Source organism: Microbacterium sp. TS-1, assembly GCF_000509385.1.
GTDB classification, from domain to species: domain Bacteria; phylum Actinomycetota; class Actinomycetes; order Actinomycetales; family Microbacteriaceae; genus Microbacterium; species Microbacterium arborescens.
Map to the genome: position 1 here is coordinate 2,350,275 of NZ_BASQ01000001.1, position 16,447 is coordinate 2,366,721.

Annotated in this window: 16 protein-coding genes; 7 read left to right on the forward strand and 9 right to left on the reverse strand. The window is 70.3% G+C overall.

Going from position 1 to position 16,447, the window contains the following annotated elements; genetic code table 11:
• Window positions 1-48: 48 nt before the first annotated feature.
• From MTS1_RS10965 to MTS1_RS10975, 3 genes are all read right to left on the reverse strand, one after another.
• Window positions 49-576 (reverse strand): S26 family signal peptidase, encoded by a 528-nt coding sequence (locus MTS1_RS10965; RefSeq protein ID WP_023953800.1) that lies wholly within the window; start codon window positions 574-576, stop codon window positions 49-51.
• Between the two features lie 87 nt (window positions 577-663).
• Window positions 664-1,281, reverse strand: coding sequence for a hypothetical protein (locus tag MTS1_RS10970; protein WP_144083388.1), 618 nt, complete (start codon window positions 1,279-1,281; stop codon window positions 664-666).
• Window positions 1,282-1,458: 177 nt separating this feature from the next.
• On the reverse strand, window positions 1,459-2,193 hold the full coding sequence (locus tag MTS1_RS10975; protein ID WP_023953806.1) for a hypothetical protein: 735 nt from the start codon (window positions 2,191-2,193) through the stop codon (window positions 1,459-1,461).
• 300 nt (window positions 2,194-2,493) lie between these two features.
• Here MTS1_RS10975 and MTS1_RS10980 point away from each other — a divergent pair, with 300 nt between their 5' ends.
• Window positions 2,494-2,988, forward strand: a complete 495-nt coding sequence (locus MTS1_RS10980) for a DUF1269 domain-containing protein (protein ID WP_023953810.1) — start codon at window positions 2,494-2,496, stop codon at window positions 2,986-2,988.
• A gap of 52 nt (window positions 2,989-3,040) precedes the next feature.
• Here MTS1_RS10980 and MTS1_RS10985 read toward each other — a convergent pair whose 3' ends face one another.
• From MTS1_RS10985 to MTS1_RS10995, 3 genes are read right to left on the reverse strand one after another with little or no spacing between them, the layout of a single operon-like run.
• Entirely contained in the window at window positions 3,041-3,271 is a 231-nt protein-coding gene (locus MTS1_RS10985; protein WP_023953812.1) for a helix-turn-helix transcriptional regulator, read from the reverse strand.
• Window positions 3,268-3,882, reverse strand: coding sequence for a hypothetical protein (locus MTS1_RS10990; protein ID WP_023953814.1), 615 nt, complete (start codon window positions 3,880-3,882; stop codon window positions 3,268-3,270). The genes MTS1_RS10985 and MTS1_RS10990 overlap by 4 nt, the downstream gene beginning before the upstream one ends.
• Window positions 3,882-4,640, reverse strand: coding sequence for a hypothetical protein (locus MTS1_RS10995; RefSeq protein WP_023953816.1), 759 nt, complete (start codon window positions 4,638-4,640; stop codon window positions 3,882-3,884). The genes MTS1_RS10990 and MTS1_RS10995 overlap by 1 nt, the downstream gene beginning before the upstream one ends.
• 175 nt (window positions 4,641-4,815) lie before the next feature.
• Between MTS1_RS10995 and MTS1_RS11000 the strand changes: the two genes are divergently transcribed.
• From MTS1_RS11000 to MTS1_RS11010, 3 genes are all read left to right on the forward strand, one after another.
• A complete protein-coding gene (locus MTS1_RS11000) occupies window positions 4,816-7,341 on the forward strand; it encodes an ATP-dependent Clp protease ATP-binding subunit (protein ID WP_023953818.1) in 2,526 nt (841 codons plus the stop codon).
• A gap of 145 nt (window positions 7,342-7,486) precedes the next feature.
• Window positions 7,487-7,993: an N-acetyltransferase gene (locus MTS1_RS11005; RefSeq protein WP_023953820.1), complete on the forward strand. Its 507-nt coding sequence runs from the start codon at window positions 7,487-7,489 to the stop codon at window positions 7,991-7,993.
• Between the two features lie 231 nt (window positions 7,994-8,224).
• Window positions 8,225-8,974 (forward strand): gamma-glutamyl-gamma-aminobutyrate hydrolase family protein, encoded by a 750-nt coding sequence (locus MTS1_RS11010; protein ID WP_036304759.1) that lies wholly within the window; start codon window positions 8,225-8,227, stop codon window positions 8,972-8,974.
• Between the two features lie 154 nt (window positions 8,975-9,128).
• Here MTS1_RS11010 and MTS1_RS11015 read toward each other — a convergent pair whose 3' ends face one another.
• Window positions 9,129-10,013: a transglutaminase family protein gene (locus MTS1_RS11015; protein ID WP_023953824.1), complete on the reverse strand. Its 885-nt coding sequence runs from the start codon at window positions 10,011-10,013 to the stop codon at window positions 9,129-9,131.
• Window positions 10,010-12,529 carry a circularly permuted type 2 ATP-grasp protein gene (locus MTS1_RS11020; protein ID WP_023953826.1) on the reverse strand — a complete coding sequence of 840 codons (2,520 nt, stop codon included), beginning with the start codon at window positions 12,527-12,529 and terminating at the stop codon, window positions 10,010-10,012. The genes MTS1_RS11015 and MTS1_RS11020 overlap by 4 nt, the downstream gene beginning before the upstream one ends.
• A gap of 68 nt (window positions 12,530-12,597) precedes the next feature.
• Here MTS1_RS11020 and MTS1_RS11025 point away from each other — a divergent pair, with 68 nt between their 5' ends.
• The 3 genes from MTS1_RS11025 to MTS1_RS11035 all read left to right on the forward strand — a co-directional run bounded on the left by MTS1_RS11025 (window position 12,598) and on the right by MTS1_RS11035 (window position 14,468).
• Window positions 12,598-13,110, forward strand: a complete 513-nt coding sequence (locus tag MTS1_RS11025; RefSeq protein WP_023953828.1) for an amino-acid N-acetyltransferase — start codon at window positions 12,598-12,600, stop codon at window positions 13,108-13,110.
• Between the two features lie 45 nt (window positions 13,111-13,155).
• Window positions 13,156-13,824, forward strand: a complete 669-nt coding sequence (locus MTS1_RS11030; RefSeq protein WP_036304760.1) for a hypothetical protein — start codon at window positions 13,156-13,158, stop codon at window positions 13,822-13,824.
• A 236-nt stretch (window positions 13,825-14,060) separates the two neighbouring features.
• Window positions 14,061-14,468: a hypothetical protein gene (locus MTS1_RS11035; protein ID WP_023953832.1), complete on the forward strand. Its 408-nt coding sequence runs from the start codon at window positions 14,061-14,063 to the stop codon at window positions 14,466-14,468.
• Between the two features lie 469 nt (window positions 14,469-14,937).
• Here MTS1_RS11035 and radA read toward each other — a convergent pair whose 3' ends face one another.
• Window positions 14,938-16,302, reverse strand: a complete 1,365-nt coding sequence (radA, locus tag MTS1_RS11040) for a DNA repair protein RadA (protein WP_023953834.1) — start codon at window positions 16,300-16,302, stop codon at window positions 14,938-14,940.
• Between the last annotated feature and the right edge of the window lie 145 nt (window positions 16,303-16,447).

The following is a 16,447-nucleotide window of genomic DNA, read 5'->3' on the forward strand; positions in this document are numbered from 1 at the left end:
ATCTGGCACTGATCGCTGTCAGTTTTCCAGGACCGCCGTGCTCCCGTCTCAGCTGAGCAGCTGCATCTCACGAGGCGACCCCATGTCGACGCGCTCCGCCTCCGGGCGCGGGCGGCGCCGCTGACCCGGGATGATGAAGAGCGTCAGGGCGAGCGCAGACACCGTCAGACGCCCTTCGATGCTCTGCAGGTACGCGAAGGTTCGAGCTTCGATGCCCGAGAGCGCGAAGCGGGGGGTGCCGAGCACCTGCTCCTGCGTGACCGGCTGCGGGTCGCGGCTGCTGTTCGCGTCGCCGCGAAGCCAGGCGCCGTCCTCCGTCAGAGAGTCGACGCGGTGCACGTACTGGCTCTGCCCCGACCCGAGGTCGAGCGAGGCGACGACGACCTCTCCCACTTTCCGGAGCTCGTCTCCGGTCGGGTTCTGTACCGAGAGGACGTCGCCCACCTGGAAAGTCGGCACCATCGAGCCGCTCGAGACCGTCACGAAGCGGTCGCCGCTCACCGTCGTCCATGCGAAGGGGAGCACCAGCAGGACGAGGAGGAGCACCGCGCTGCTGCGGAGGAATGCGCGGATCATGCGCGGTCCTTTCGGTCGGTCACGGGTCAAGGTGCGTTCCGGGAAGGCTCGGGGGCGGCGCGGGGAGGGCGCCGCCCCCGAGGTCGATCACGCCGGGTTCATGTAGCTGACGACGAAGTCGGCCGTCACGCGGTGCTCGTCACCGGCGTCGCCCTCGAGGACCGTCGGGTCCTCGAGCAGGATGCGCACCGGCACCTGGATCGAGGCGTTGCCCTCGATCGCGGAGGCCAGGCCGAGGGCCGTCGTGAACTCGACCGGCTCGGCCAGCGTTCCGGCCGCGACCCAGCTCGTGACCTGACCCGAGGCGTCGGTGACGCCGTAGCGGACCTGCAGGTTCTGCGCGAGGTTCGGCGAGATGTCGCCGCGCGTCTCGAAGCTGGCCGCGTACTGCGCCGCGTCACCGCCCTTGTTGGTGACGGTCCAGGTCGCGTCGACGAACTGGTTGTACTTCGTGGTGTCGAAGACGTGGTCGATCGGGGCGCCGGCGACCGTGAGGAGCGCGCCTCCGATGTCGTCGATGTCGCTTCCGGGAGCCGTCGCCGAGAACCGGTTGTCCACGATGGACGTCACGTGGTCCCAGTTCGCTCCGACGCCGACCATCCCGACACCGAGGGCTCCCGCCGCGATCACGGCCAGCAGCTTCTTCCGGTTCTTGTTCGACTGCGTCTTCTCCATCGTCTTCTCCATCGTCTTCTCCATCGTCATCTCCACTCGTTTCGTATGGGAAACCGCACCCGACCGGGATGTTCTGCCCGGGTCGCCGTTGCTGCGCGGCTAATCAGAGGTTAGGAATCGCGCGGGATCCCTCAGCCGCGAAGCCGGGTCAGGTGAGTGACGACGAGTGCCCACCTAGGTGCGTGCCCCGGGTGGGCGCACGCACACCTAGGTGCCGGGTGCGTCGTGATGCTGCTCCCGCCGGCGCAGGAGGAGGCCGACGACCATGGCGAGCGCGGCCAGGAGCGAGGGCACCAGCCAGATCGACGACGGGGCGCCCGAGGCCGCCAGCCCGTTCCCGTGGCCGGGGGCGTCGCTCGGCGTGCCCGCGATGTACGACAGCTCGAAGTTCGCCGTCACCCTCTGCGTCTGACCCGACGGCAGATCGGAGGCGTCGCCGAGCGTCACTCGTACCGGGATGCTCGTCGAGCCGGGGCCCACCATGGTGGAGGCGCCCGTCACCGTGGAGTAGGGGACGGGATCGGCCAGGGTTCCCGCGGGCAGCCAGCGCGTCGCCGTCCCGTCCTCGCCGCTGATGCCGTACTCGATCGCGAGGGCTTCGGCGAGCGGCGCGCTCACGTCGCCCACGGTGACGAAGACGCCCTCGAAGCTGTAGTCCGCCTCCCGGTGCGCGGTCAGCGTCCAGCGAGCCTCCGCACTGTCGCCGGGGCGGGCGGTGTCGAAGGAGTGGATCAGCGGCGATCCCTCGAGGACGAGGCCGGGCGGATCGGCACGGCCCTCGTCCTGGGTTGCGCTGGCGGGAGCGCCGGCGGCGAACGTCAGCCCGAGAAGGGCTGCCGTGGCGAAGCCGATCCGGTGGAGGAGCTGTCCGGAGCGTCGCTCCGGAGCCGCGTTCGCCTTCGGCCTCGGGGCTCGTCGCGGACGTCGTTCTCTGTGTGGCACGGTGCGCTCCTCTCCTGTACGAGAGCGCATCGGTCAGCGTCGTGCGGCACGCCCCCATGGACGCGCCGGATCCGCTGCGGCGCTCCGGTCAGATGCTCGCAGGCGTCTCTGTCTGGCGGCGGACGCCCGGTTCGGATTGCGTGCTCATCGCGGTGCGGCTGAGTGCGGCTCGTCGCGTTCTGAGTGCCGGCCGAAAGCGGAGGGCGACGCTCCGGGGGCGCCCCCGACCCCCCTTGTTGCTGTTCCGACGCGGAGATACCGTCGCCCCCGAGGGGACGAACCACACGGAATGAGGATTTCATGGCCGATTTGATCGTGATCGCTTTTGATACCGAGGCGGATGCCGAAGCCGCCTACAACGAGATTCAGGTTCTCCAGAACGACCTGGTCGTCGAACTCGCCGGCCTCGCCCTGGTCAAGGTCGACGACGAGGGGAAGACGAAGGTCGAATACCCCGGCGTCGTCGGGAAGGTGGGAGCCGGCGCCGCGGGCGGAGCGCTGTTCGGGGCGCTGATCGGCATCCTGTTCTTCGTGCCCATCGCCGGGCTCGTCTTCGGCGGACTGTTCGGGGCGCTGTTCGCGGGCCTCGACAAGACCAATCTGGATGCCGAGTTCCGCGACCGCGTGAAGTCCGCCGTCTCCGCCGGGAAGTCGGCGGTCGTGCTCTACGCGACGAAGATCACGACGGACAAGTTCGCGTCGGCGCTCGCCGGCTACAACGGCACCGTCGTGCAGACGTCGCTGTCGGAGAAGGACGAGCGAGAGCTCATCCACGACCTCAGCAGCACGCGGTAATCCGGAGCGCGTCCGGGTCGGGGTGTCATTCGCCGCACCCCGGCCCGGTTCGTCAGTCCGCGCGGACCAGCAGGTCGCCGATCTCGCAGTCGAGCGCCCGACAGATCGCGGAGAGCGTCGAATAGCGGATGGCGCGGGCGCGATCGTTCTTGAGCACCGAGAGGTTCACGACCGAGACGCCGACCATCTCGGACAGGCGCGTGAGGGTCATCCCGCGCTCGGCGAGCAACTCGTCGAGGCGGCAATGGACCCCGCTTGGGCCGTCGTCGTCTGCCGGGCTCACACGAGGCCCTCGGTGTCGCGCTGCAGGCGCACGCCACGTCGGAAGGCGACCGCGATGAGGCCGACGGTCACACCGACTGCCCATACCGGCGCCCATTGCCAGAAGTCGAGGAAGTGCAGCGGTTCGACCTCGTCGACACCCAGGGCGGTGAGGATGCCGTTACGCCCGATGTTCTCGAGGACGAGCACGACGAATCCTCCTCCGACGAGCGCCCACCCGATGACATCGAAGGCGCGAGCGGTCGCCGGGACGAAGAACCGACCGCGCAAGAAGCTGCGCGCCACGTACATCACGGCGGCGATCACGGCGAGGCAGGTGATCCCCCACGCCACGACCGAGCCGGCCAGCGCGGCGGCGGTGCCGCCGTCGACCTCCGGCGCGATGACGAGGGCGGTCTGCACGATGCCGTCGACGTACCCCGTCCCCGACCCGACGGAGGCGGAGAACGGTTCATCGTCGATGTCGATCCTCCAGGCGACGCCGGCGTCTCGGAAGACGTCGAGAAAGCGCGCGACGACCGTCAGTACGACGGTGACCGCCGCGCCGATGCCGAGGAGGAGGACTGTGATCGCGTCGGCGGCATCCGACCGGGGTTCACGGGTGAGGGTCATCACACCAGTCCTTCCGTGTCGCGCTGGAGCCGTGAGCCGTACCGGAACACCGCGGCGAGGGCGGCGAGCCCGAGGCCCGCGGCGATCGGCCAGAACGGCAGGGTGATGTTGAGAGTCGCTTCCGGCCACCAGGCGAGCGGGTCGTCGATTCCGGGGATCTCGGTCCACCCCGCGCTGCCGCGCGCGAACAGCTCGTGCGAGGCCATGCTCCCGGCGATGTCCGAGAGCACCTGAGCGGCGGTACCGCCGGCAGCGACGATGACAGCGGTCGCCATCGTCATGCGAACGATGATGCGGGTGAAGGCGCGTCCGGCCAGGAGCTGGAAGCAGGCCACGGCGATGAGCGCTGCGATCGCGGCGGGTATCAGCGACCACAGCGCCTGCCCGGCGGTCCAAAGCCCGCGCGCGAGAGGGCTGATGCCTGCCGCATCCACCTCGGCGACCGTGAAGCCGCCGCCGACGACCTCGGCCGTCGGGCCCGTATCGATCGTGACTCCCGGAAGGAGCTCGGGCCAGAATGTCGCGACCGGAACGCTCATGCGCGGCGCGTCGGCGGCGAGGTTCTGAACCACGGAGATGGCCGCGCCGAGCAGGCCGAAGGCCGCCCACAGCGCGGACAGTGTCAGTGCGACGCTCACGACGGGAGAAGGTTCGCCGCGACGGCGTGCGCGTGCTGCAGCGACACCGAACACGGTGGCCGCGACGACGATCACCACCGCGATCACCAGGATCGGGCCGATGTTCCACAAGACCAGCATTCTCTGGACGCTCCATATCGATAGTCGTTGTTATCGAGAAACGTTATGGCCTGACCCCGCCGAGCGCAACCCCGCGTAACGCTATGCCGACGGCGAACACGGGCATACCCGTATCCGTGCCTGGTTACTCTCTTTCGTAAGCGCCCGGAGTCCCGGCGCTCGAAGGAGGCTGACGATGTTCGAGAGATTCACGGATCGTGCCCGTCGCGTGGTCGTGCTCGCCCAAGAAGAGGCGAAGATGCTCAACCACAACTACATCGGGACCGAGCACATCCTCCTGGGTCTGATCCACGAGGGTGAAGGCGTCGCGGCCAAGGCCCTCGAGAGCCTGGGCATCTCGCTCGACGCCGTGCGCGAGCAGGTGCAGGACATCATCGGTCAGGGGCAGCAGCAGCCGACCGGTCACATCCCGTTCACGCCGCGCGCGAAGAAGGTCCTCGAGCTGTCGCTGCGCGAAGCGCTGCAGCTCGGACACAACTACATCGGCACCGAGCACATCCTTCTCGGCCTCATCCGCGAGGGCGAGGGCGTCGCCGCTCAGGTGCTCGTCAAGCTCGGCGCCGACCTGAACAAGGTGCGCCAGCAGGTCATCCAGCTGCTCAGCGGCTACCAGGGCAAGGAGCCCGCCGGCGCGACCGTCGGCGCGGGCGAGCAGACCCAGGCGCCGCAGGGCGGCTCGGCCGTGCTCGACCAGTTCGGGCGCAACCTCACGCAGGCCGCGCGCGACAACAAGCTCGACCCGGTGATCGGCCGCGAGAAGGAGATCGAGCGGGTCATGCAGATCCTCTCGCGTCGCTCCAAGAACAACCCCGTCCTGATCGGCGAGCCCGGCGTCGGCAAGACCGCCGTCGTCGAGGGCCTCGCCCAGGCGATCGTCAAGGGCGATGTGCCCGAGACGCTCAAGGACAAGCAGGTCTACTCGCTCGACCTCGGATCGCTCATCGCCGGTTCCCGATACCGCGGCGACTTCGAGGAGCGCCTGAAGAAGGTCACGAAGGAGATCCGCACCCGCGGCGACATCATCGTCTTCATCGACGAGATCCACTCGCTCGTCGGTGCAGGCGCGGCCGAAGGCGCGATCGACGCGGCGTCGATCCTCAAGCCGCTGCTCGCCCGCGGCGAGCTCCAGACGATCGGTGCCACGACGCTCGACGAGTACCGCAAGCACTTCGAGAAGGATGCCGCCCTCGAGCGCCGGTTCCAGCCGATCCAGGTCGGCGAGCCCAGCATCCCTCACGCGATCAACATCCTGAAGGGCCTGCGCGACCGCTACGAGGCGCACCACAAGGTGCAGATCACCGACGGTGCACTGGTCGCCGCGGCCAACCTCGCCGACCGGTACGTCAGCGATCGCTTCCTGCCCGACAAGGCCATCGACCTGATCGATGAGGCCGGCGCCCGCCTGCGTCTGTCGATCCTGTCGTCGCCGCCCGAGCTGCGCGAGTTCGACGAGAAGATCGCCAAGGTCCGTGAGGACAAGGAGCGCGCGAGCGAGGAGCAGGACTTCGAGAAGGCCGCGGCGCTCCGCGACGAGGAGAAGTCGCTGCTCGCCGAGCGCCTGCGTCTCGAGAAGCAGTGGCGTTCGGGTGACGTCGCGTCGCACGCGGTGGTCGACGAAGGCCTTATCGCCGAAGTGCTCGCCCAGGCCACCGGCATCCCGGTGTTCAAGCTCACCGAGGAGGAGACCAGCCGTCTCGTCTTCATGGAGAAGGCGCTGCACCAGCGCGTCGTCGGCCAGGAAGAGGCCATCGCGGCGCTCTCGCGCACGATCCGTCGTCAGCGTGCTGGTCTGAAGGACCCCAAGCGTCCCTCGGGCTCGTTCATCTTCGCCGGTCCCACCGGCGTCGGAAAGACCGAGCTGGCCAAGGCGCTCGCCGAGTTCCTGTTCGACGACGAGGGTGCGCTGATCTCCCTCGACATGTCGGAGTTCGGCGAGAAGCACACCGTCTCGCGTCTGTTCGGTGCCCCTCCCGGATTCGTCGGATTCGAAGAGGGCGGCCAGCTCACCGAGAAGGTGCGCCGCAAGCCGTTCTCGGTCGTGCTCTTCGACGAGATCGAGAAGGCCCACCCCGACATCTTCAACTCGCTGCTGCAGATCCTCGAAGAGGGTCGTCTGACCGACGGTCAGGGCCGCATCGTCGACTTCAAGAACACCGTGATCATCATGACGACGAACCTCGGTTCGTCGGCGATCGCCGGTGGTCCGGTCGGCTTCCAGGTCGAGGGCAACGCGCAGACCAGCTACGAGCGGATGAAGGGCAAGGTCGACGAGGAGCTCAAGCGGCACTTCAAGCCCGAGTTCCTCAACCGCGTCGACGACGTCATCGTCTTCCCGCAGCTGAACAAGGCCGAGCTCCGTCAGATCGTCGACCTGTTCACGAAGCGACTGAGCGACCGTCTGCTCGACCGCGACATGACGGTGGAGCTGTCGGATGCCGCGAAGGACCGCCTCATCGAGATCGGCTTCGACCCGGCGCTCGGTGCCCGGCCGCTGCGTCGTGCGATGCAGCGCGAGGTCGAGGACCAGCTCAGCGAGAAGATCCTGCACGGAGAGCTCAACGCGGGCGACCACGTCAAGGTCGACACCGAGGGCGGAAAGTTCGTCTTCGAGACGGCTCCGCGCGAGGGCAAGGTCGCGGTCGGCGTCGGCGCGGCCGGCGAGATCGCCGCGACCCCCGACATCGCTGCGAGCGGCGACTGACCGGGTTCGCGAGAGCGACCAGCTGCACGGAGGGGCGGATGCTGCGGCATCCGCCCCTCCGGCGTTTCCGGCGCGGGTGGGTCGTGCGCTGGCTCGGAGGGCGAGGGCATGGCTCGGACGGCCGCCGGTGCCCGAGAATGGCGGGATGCAGTCGAACACCGTCGTCGTTCGTGCCGTCGACAGGATGGATGCGGATCGGGCTGCCGTCTCGGGCCTCCTTCGCAATTACCACCTGCAGACGGAACACGAGAAGGCCCAGCACGGGGCGGTGGACCGGCTCGCCGGTGCTGAGCTCCCGGCGCGATACCAGGCCGAGATCGACGACCCGGCGTCGGCGTTCGCGGGAGCGGTGGTCGTCGTCGCCGAGGGGCACGACGGGGTCGTCGGCATGGTGGCGTTGCAGCGCTCCGGACGCGACGTCGAGGTGAAGCGGCTGTGGGTCGCGCCGGCCGGACGCCGGCGCGGGGTAGCGGCGGCTCTCATGGCATACGCGCGCGAGCACGCCGAGCGAGCGGATGCGGAGGGGCTGCGGCTGTCCGTCTGGGACTGGCGCGCCGACGCGCTCGCCCTCTATCGGTCTCAGGGTTTCACCATCGAGCCGTCGTGGGAATCGCGCGCGCGACTGATCTGCCTGCGCCGAGCGCTGCGCTGACCTCAAGCTCGTCGCCCTCCGCTCATCTCCGCGCTCCGTTTCGCTTCCCGGTGTCGCCAACAGGCTGAGCGCGGTGGCGTGCGGTGTCTCGGTCGCCGTGTGCGCCCGGAGCCGGTCGACGGGACACGTCGCATGGACCTCGGCGCGTTGCCCGCGGTCTGCCGCCCGCATCCCGGAGGGCGGTGTGCCGCGTGTGATCGGCGCGAAACACAGCGGTTCTACGATCGGCGCGTGAGCAGCGACGACGCCACGACGGCGCCCCGACCCGTCATCGGCCTGACGACCTACCTCGAGCGTGCGCAACAGGGGGTGTGGGACGTGCGGGCGAGCTTCCTGCCGCAGCAGTACTTCGACGGGGTGACGTCATCGGGCGGTGCCGCGCTGCTGCTGCCGCCGCAGCCGTCGCCCCGGGCCGCCGCGGATGTCGTGCTCGACCGGATCGACGGCCTCGTGCTCACGGGCGGCCTCGACGTGCAGCCCGAGCTGTACGGCGCCGAGCGGCACCCCCTCACGGATCCGGCCCGGTCCGACCGCGACGACTGGGAGCTGGCGCTGCTGCGAGGCGCCCGCGAGCGCGGCATCCCGGTTCTCGGCATCTGCCGCGGATTGCAGCTCATCAACGTCGCCGCGGGCGGCACGCTCCATCAGCATCTCCCGGACGTGCTGGGCACCGATCGCTACCAGCTCGGCGACGGTGTCTTCGCGCGGAACGAGGTCGCGGTGTCGGCCGGGACGATGCTGTCCGAGCTCGTCGGAACGGGCGCCCTCACCGTGAGCAGCTATCACCACCAGGGCATCGACCGCCTCGGCGACGATCTCGTGGTCTCGGCGCGCAGCGGCGAGGGGCTGCCGCAGGCGATCGAGTCTCCCGGGTCGGATTTCCTCGTGGCGGTGCAGTGGCATCCCGAGGAGGATGCCGCCGACCGCCGGCTCTTCCTCGGCCTCGTCGCCGCAGCGACGGAGTACGCAGCGGGCCGCTGAGCCCGCCGGCATCCGTGGCCGGTCGGCACGCGCTTACGTGCCGCGATGCAAGCATTCGTGCCCGACACCCCGGAGTTGGATGCCCCGCCCCGGGGTGTCGGCGCGGATCCCTTGCATCCGCGCACGGCGGAACGCGCACGGCACCCCCGGCGCGTCAGGGCTCGAGCGGGGCGACGTCGACCGAGACGCGCAGAGTCGAGGTCTTCGCCTCGGTGAAGATGATGCCCTTGACGGGCGAGACGTCGCCGTAGTCCCGGCCCCACGCGACCGTGACGTAGCGGTCGTTGGCCCACTGGTCGTTCGTCGGGTCGATCGCGAGCCACTGATCGGTGCCGGGCAGCCAGACCGCGAGCCACGCGTGCGAGGCATCGGCTCCGAACACCCGCTCCTTGCCGGGCGGTGGCTGGGTCGCGAGGTAGCCCGAGACGTAGCGTGCCGCGACGCCGTGCGAGCGCAGGCACGCGAGGGCGACGTGAGCGAAGTCCTGGCAGACGCCGGCGCGCTTCTCCAGCGCATCGGCGACGGTGCTCGTGACGGTCGTCGCGGTGCTGTCGTAGTCGAAGTCGGTGTAGATGCGGTGCATCAGGTCGGTCGCCGCTTCGCCGATCGGGCGCCCCGGGGTGAGCGAGACCGCGCCGTAGGCGGCGGTGGCGTCCGACTGCGCGACGCGGGGAGACGGCATCGCGAACTCCGCGGCGCGCCACGCCCCCTCCTGGTCGGGATGCCGCAGCGGTCGCGCCGACTCCCAGGGCAGGTCGAGTGCTGCCGGGTCGTACTCCGGCGCGGAGACCACGACCTCGCTCGACGCCTCGATCGACAGCGCCTCATGCGCGTCGGTGACGTGGAAGTAGGTCGACCAGTTGCCGAAGTAGTCGGATTCGCGACGCATGTCGCCCGGGGCGGGGGAGACGACGACATCCGCCTCGCGCACCCGTTGCCCGGGCAGCTCGCGCGGGATCAGGTGGAACTGCCCGACGCTGTCCTCGACGGGGGCGCTGTAGGTGTAGGCGGTGCGATGCCAGACGCGGTACTGCTTCACGCGCGAGCCTCCATCAGTTCCTCGATGAGGGCGAGCGACGACAGGGCGACCGGGGGCGGGCCGCTCTCGAAGTGCAGCTCGTCGATCGCGTCGCCGAGCTGTTCGAGCTGCGCCATGAGGTCGTCGAGCAGCGCGGAGAGCGGCGATCGGATGCCGTCGACGGCATCCCCCAGCGCATCCGTGTCGATCGCGTCGACGAGGTTCTCGAGGTCGTCGACCAGGCGCTCCGGACGGGTCGACCCCGTCGATGCGGGAGCCGCGGCGAGATGCGTCCGCAGTTCGGCGAGGCAGAAGGCGAGCGAGCGGGGGTTGTCGGGGTCGCGCAGCAGCAGGTCGAGCACGTCGCCGAGGCGCACCGACCCGCGGAATCGGCGGCGGTGGGTGACGATGCTCTCCGACGCGGTGAGCAGCGCCTCGAGGACGGCCCGTTCGGTGCGCGCGTCGCGGCGGTCGACGACGACCCGCAGCACGTGGCACACCTGCAGTGCGCGCTCGAGGAAGCGTCCCGCCTCGATGAAGTGCCATCCGGTGTCGCGCATCATGTTGGCCGTCACGCCCTGCAACGACAGCACGACGGTGAGCATGCGTCCCGCCGACTCGGCCGTACGGTGCGCGTGCGATGAGGCCCGGAGCGCACGGGCGGCGCGTTCGATGCCCGCGAAGACGCGCCAGGTGTCGCCCGACAGCTGGTCGCGGACTCCGTCGAGCGCCTCGCGCAGTCGGCTGAGCGCATGGGCGGCCGAGCCCACCCGCGCGGGGTCGAGCAGGAGCGACCGGAAGTCGGCGTCGGCGGCATCCGGTCCCGGCCCGGCGAGCCGGTGGACGGCGTCGCGCAGCACGCGGGCGCTCGTGTGGCTGGCGCGGCCGGCTCCGGCGAGGTCGAGCTGCTGCTGCGCCGTGAGCACGAGCCGCAGCAGGTCTTCGGCGCGCTCGGCGTAGCGACCCGACCAGAACATGTCGTCGAGGGCGCGCGGAGCGATGCTCGGCGCGCTGCGGCCGCCCGGGAGCGGGCCGATCTCGATGAGGCCCTGGTCGGCGTCGCCTTCGGCGGCCTTCAGCACCCACACGTCCTTCGTGGTGGGGGCCGAGTCGGGACTCTCGCGGACCGTGGCGAGCCCGCCGAGGAGCGGGCGGTAGGCCGAGCCGTGGCGCAGAGTGAATGCGCGGAAGATCAGAGCCCGGGCGCGTGCCCCCTCACCTGTCCACACCGGCGCCTGCGAGAGCGGCAGCAGCTCCTGCCCGACGTAGCGGTGCGGGTTCGCCTCGATGCGAGCGGCGACGGCCGAGGCATCCCGTCCCGCGAGATCGCGGCGCGACCCGTCGATCGTCCGGACGAGCAACGTCGGGTCCTGCGCGCGCACGCGCTCGATGACGGTGGCGCGCGCTTCGTCGTCACCGCACCACCACGTCGGGACGGCGGGCAGGCGCAGCTGTTCGCCGAGCAGCGCCTCGCACGCGGCGGGCAGGTAGGGCAGGAGCGCCGGGTTCTCGAGGACGCCCGCTCCGAGTCCGTTGACCAGGCGCACGGTTCCGCGCCGCACCGCCTCGGTGAGGCCGGCCACACCCAGGCGCGAGTCGGAGCGCAGCTCGAGCGGGTCGCACCATTCCGCGTCGACGCGGCGCAGGATGACGTCGACCTGCTCGGTCGGTTCCCGGCGGGGCCAGCCGGTGGGCTTCATCCACACCCGGCCGCCGCGCACGACGAGGTCGCTGCCCTGCACGAGCGACAGGCCCAGGCCCCGCGCGAGGAAGGCCTGGTCGAACGCGGTCTCGGAGTGCGGCCCCGGCGTGAGGACGACGACGCGGGGCTCGGTGACGCCCTCGGGTGCGGATGCGGCGAGCGTCGCGTGCAGCGCCGAGAAGTAGGGCTCCATGCGGTGCGGGTCGCTCTGCTGGTACAGATCGGGGAGCACCTGCGAGATGACGCGGCGGTTCTCCATCGCGAACCCGAGGCCGGATGGGGCCTGCACGCGGTCGGCGAGCACGCGCCATTCGCCGTCGGCGTCACGACCGAGGTCGGTGCCCGACAGCAGCAGCAGATGCCGGTCTGCCGCGGTCGCCCGCGCGAGGGGGCGGAGGAATCCCGAGTGGCCGAGCACCGCGGCGGCGGGGACGACCCCCGACGACAGCAGGGTCTGCGGTCCGTACAGGTCGGCGAGGACGGCGTTCAGCAGCTCGGCGCGCTGTGCGAGGCCCGTCTCGAGCGGGGCCCAGCTGGCGGCGTCGACGACGAGCGGAACGGGGTCGAGCTGCCAGGGCTGGGCGCCGCTGTCGGGCCGGACGTAGGTCACGCCGTCATCGGCGAGAAAACGGGTGATCTCGCCTTCGACGCGGCCGAGCTCGGACGGCGTCAGGGCCAGCGCGAGGCCCGCGAGAGACTGCCAGGCCGGGCGGAGGCCGCCGTCGGCGTCGACCACCTCGTCGTAGCGTGACAGGTCTGCAGGTCCGTGGGGAAGCGACGACAGCGGCAGTGTCGGCTGGGACACTGCGGCTGCGTAGTCACGGAGCACGCTCACGTCGGCACTCCAAAGCGGGAGGGATCTCGGGCTGAGGCAACCTTACCGGCGCGGACTATCGTTGAGGTGTGAGCTCCGACGACCCGGCCTTCGTCGTCCGCCCCGCACGGGCGAGCGACGTCCGCGGCATCCGCGAGATGCTCGAGCCCTGGGTGCAGCGACGAATTCTGCTCGGCAAGGACCTCGTGGTGCTCTACGAGTCGGTGCAGGAGTTCGTCGTCGCCGAGGCCGACGGGCAGCTGATCGGATGCGGCGCCCTCCATGTCATGTGGGAAGACCTCGGCGAGGTGCGCACCCTCATCGTCGTCGACGAGTGGCTGCACCGTGGGGTGGGCGGCGCGATCGTCGACCGGCTCGAACAGGGCGCTCGGGAGCTCGGCCTGTCGCGCCTGTTCTGCCTCACGTTCGAGGTCGACTTCTTCGCGCGTCGCGGCTTCGAGGCGATCGGCGAGCAGATCGTCGATGCCGACGTGTACTCCCAGCTGCTGCGGAGCCCCGACGAGGGCATCGCGGAGTTCCTCGACCTCGCGCACGTCAAGCCGAACACCCTGGGCAACACCCGGATGCTCAAGCACCTCTAGGCGTGCCGCCTCGGCGGCATCCGGCCCGCGTCCTACCCTGGCTTCATGACCGACACGCCGCCTCGCCGCCGTCATTCGCCCGCGGTCTACCGTCGGCGACGTCTCGTGCTGCTCCTCGTCGTGCTCCTCGTCATCGCGGCCGTCGTGCTCGCGTTCTGGCGCCCGTGGGAGGGCTCGACCGCGGGCAGCGCGCCCGCTCCGACCGTGTCGTCGGATGCCGGCGAGGCGTCGGCGTCTCCTCCGGCCGACCAGCCCGCGCCCGCGGCATCCCCGAGCGCGCCTCAGCCGTCTTCGGACGCCACGCCGGCCGACGTCGAGGCATGCTCTGCTCGATCGGTCCAGGTCTCCGCGGTCACCGATAAGGACGCCTACGGCGCCGGCGAGCTGCCGCAGCTGTCGATCTCGCTGACGAACTCGGGCGCGGAGCCGTGCCTGCTCAACGTCGGCACGGCGACGCAGAAGCTGACGGTTTCGAGCGGCCCCGACGTCTGGTGGCGCTCGACCGACTGTCAGAGCGAGTCGAGCGACCAGGTCGTGCAGATCGATCCCGGACAGACGGTCTCGAGCGTGACGCCGATCACCTGGGATCGCACGCGGTCGTCGGTGGACAGCTGCGACGGGGAGCGGCCGGCAGCGCCCGCGGGCTACTTCAATCTGGTGGTCGAGATCGGCGGGCTGGCGGGTCAGCAGGAACGTCAGTTCGTCCTGCGCTGAAGCCGTCGCGTGGGTGAGACTTTTCTCACCGGCTAGAGGCAGACAGGGGTCGGGACCGGTCGTAACCTGGATGCAGTTCCCCGAGGAACCCCCGCTGTCCCCAGCAGCGAGTAGTCGCGTAACCCCCCAGAATCGCGACGACGGATCCCCACCTCGGGCGAGCGATGGGCCCTCTCGATTTCCTCAGTCCCCAATGAAGAGTTCGAGAGGGCCCCTTCTCTCTCTAGGCTGAGGTGATGGCTGGAAAGAAGCGGGGCGCGAAGAAGCCGCTGCCCGAGTTCCGCAACCCGCAGCTCGCCGACGCTCTGCAGACGCAGGACATGGCGGCCCTCGCGTTCGCCCTGCGGCACGGCCCGACCGTCGTGCCGCTCATGCGGCCGGGGAACCGGGATGATCCGCGCGACGTCGGGGAGATCTGGACCTATCGGGATCCGAACACGGGGGATGTCGCGCTGCTCCTGTTCAGCGATGCGGCCCACAAGCCCGAGGCGCTCCCGGCCCATGTCGCGCTGCAGTCGCCCGGCGGTCTGCGCGCGTTCCTCGGGGTTCACGAGTCGGAGATCACCACGGTGTTCTTCGACATCGCGGGCCCGCACCCGATGCAGGCCGCCCCGCAGGACGTGATCGCCGCCCTCGACGCGTGATCGTGCGGTCTCGGGTTCGGGTTTGGGCTCGGGGTTTGGGGTTTGGGGCTCGTGGTTTGGGTTGGCGCTTCGCGCCCGCTCGAGCGCTGAGTTTGGGCGTGAGCTGCCAGGTGGCCGGGGTGGGCTTGGGCTCGAGGTTTGGGCTGGCAGTCGGTGCCCCGTCATCCCTCGGGTGGGGGCGTGAGCTGCCAGGTGAGGCGGGGTGGTTGGGGGCTGGTCGCTGAGTTGGCAGTTGGTGCCCAGTCATCCCTCGGGCGGGGGCGTGAGCTGCCAGGTGAGGCGGGGTGTGTTGGGGTGCTGGTCGCTGGGTTGGCAGTTGGTGCCCTATCGACGCGTGGGTGGGGGCGTGAGCTGCCCGGTGAGGCGGGGTGGGCTTGAGCTTGAGGTTTGGGTTGGCAGTTGGTGCCCCGTCATTCCTCGGGCGGGGGCGTGAGCTGCCAGGTGAGGCGGAGTGAGGGGCGTGCGCGGGTCAGAAGCCGGCGTCGGTGGCGGATGCCGCGGGCTGGCGCACCTGCAGGTCGCGCATAGCTCCCCCGATGGTGCGGGATGAGGCATCCACCACCGCGGTATAGCCCATGCGCTTCGCTTCGGACTGCCGCTGGCTCGACTGGGTGACCGGGCGGATCTCGCCCGCGAGGCTGAGCTCACCGAAGGCCGCCACCTGTCGCGACACGGCCTTGCCGCCGACGGCGCCGGCGATGGCGATGGCGATGGCGAGGTCGGCGGCGGGCTCGACGAGGCGCACGCCGCCCACGGTCGAGACGTAGACATCCTGGTCACTCGTGACTGCGACTCCCCGCTTCTCGAGCACGGCGAGGATCATCGCGACGCGAGCGCTGTCGACGCCGCTGACGACACGGCGGGGGTTCGGCGCCCCGGTCTTGAGCGTCAGTGCCTGGACTTCGACGGGCAGCGCGCGTCGACCCTCGAGCGCGATCGTCACGCAGGTTCCGGGGACGGGGTCGCCGTGGCCCAGGAACAGCGCGCTCGGATCGGGCACCTCTGCGATGCCGTCGCCGGTCATGTCGAAGCATCCGACCTCATCCGTCGGCCCGAAACGGTTCTTCAGTGCTCGGACGAACCGGAGCGAGGTCTGCCGGTCTCCCTCGAACTGGCAGACGACGTCGACGAGGTGCTCCAGGACGCGGGGGCCGGCGATCGACCCGTCTTTCGTGACGTGTCCGACGATGAGGACGGGGAGGTCGCGCTCTTTCGCGACACGGATCAGCGTCGACGCCACTTCGCGCACCTGGCTCGGCTGGCCGGCCACTCCGTCGGAGAGCGATGACGACACCGTCTGCACCGAGTCGACGATGAGCAGATCGGGACGCACCTCGTCGACGTGGCCGAGCACCGTGGCGAGGTCGGTCTCGCTTGCGAGGTAGAGCGCGTCGTGCAGCGCGCCGGTCCGCTCGGCCCGGAGCCGGACCTGACCGAGCGACTCCTCGGCACTCACGTAGAGCACGCGACGCCCCGAGCGAGCCGACTGGGCGGCCACCTCGAGCAGCAGAGTCGACTTGCCGACGCCGGGCTCACCCGACAGCAGGATCGCCGCGCCGGGGACGACGCCGCCGCCGAGCACGCGGTCGAACTCGCCGACACCGCTCGACCGCCGTGGTGCCTCGGTCGTGTCGATCTCGGTGATCGGACGAGCGGCGCGCGCAGCGCCGGGACTCACCGCCGTCACGGTCGACGTGATGCCGGTCTGCGTCGCCGCCTCGACGACGGTGCCCCACTGCTGGCACTCCCCGCAGCGGCCGACCCACTTCGCCGTCGTCCACCCGCATTCCGTGCACTTGAAGGCCGTGGTGGGGGCGGGACGTCGAGAGGCCATGCGTCCAGGGTAGGCGCGACCTCCGACATCCCCTCGTCTGTCAGCGCCGGCGCCGGTTCGGGCGATACATACGTCGGACCGGTGGTGCGGATGTCGTCTTCCCGCGGCTCCGGGACGACACCAGCACCGCCGGTCCGACGGATGT

Coding starts and splice junctions, on each gene's coding strand:
- MTS1_RS10965 (WP_023953800.1), bottom strand. CDS start 576: ATGATCCGCGCATTCCTCCGCAGCAGCGCGGTGCTCCTCCTCGTCCTG.
- MTS1_RS10970 (WP_144083388.1), bottom strand. CDS start 1,281: ATGACGATGGAGAAGACGATGGAGAAGACGATGGAGAAGACGCAGTCG.
- MTS1_RS10980 (WP_023953810.1), top strand. CDS start 2,494: ATGGCCGATTTGATCGTGATCGCTTTTGATACCGAGGCGGATGCCGAA.
- MTS1_RS10990 (WP_023953814.1), bottom strand. CDS start 3,882: ATGACCCTCACCCGTGAACCCCGGTCGGATGCCGCCGACGCGATCACA.
- MTS1_RS10995 (WP_023953816.1), bottom strand. CDS start 4,640: ATGCTGGTCTTGTGGAACATCGGCCCGATCCTGGTGATCGCGGTGGTG.
- MTS1_RS11000 (WP_023953818.1), top strand. CDS start 4,816: ATGTTCGAGAGATTCACGGATCGTGCCCGTCGCGTGGTCGTGCTCGCC.
- MTS1_RS11005 (WP_023953820.1), top strand. CDS start 7,487: ATGCAGTCGAACACCGTCGTCGTTCGTGCCGTCGACAGGATGGATGCG.
- MTS1_RS11030 (WP_036304760.1), top strand. CDS start 13,156: ATGACCGACACGCCGCCTCGCCGCCGTCATTCGCCCGCGGTCTACCGT.
- MTS1_RS11035 (WP_023953832.1), top strand. CDS start 14,061: ATGGCTGGAAAGAAGCGGGGCGCGAAGAAGCCGCTGCCCGAGTTCCGC.
- radA (WP_023953834.1), bottom strand. CDS start 16,302: ATGGCCTCTCGACGTCCCGCCCCCACCACGGCCTTCAAGTGCACGGAA.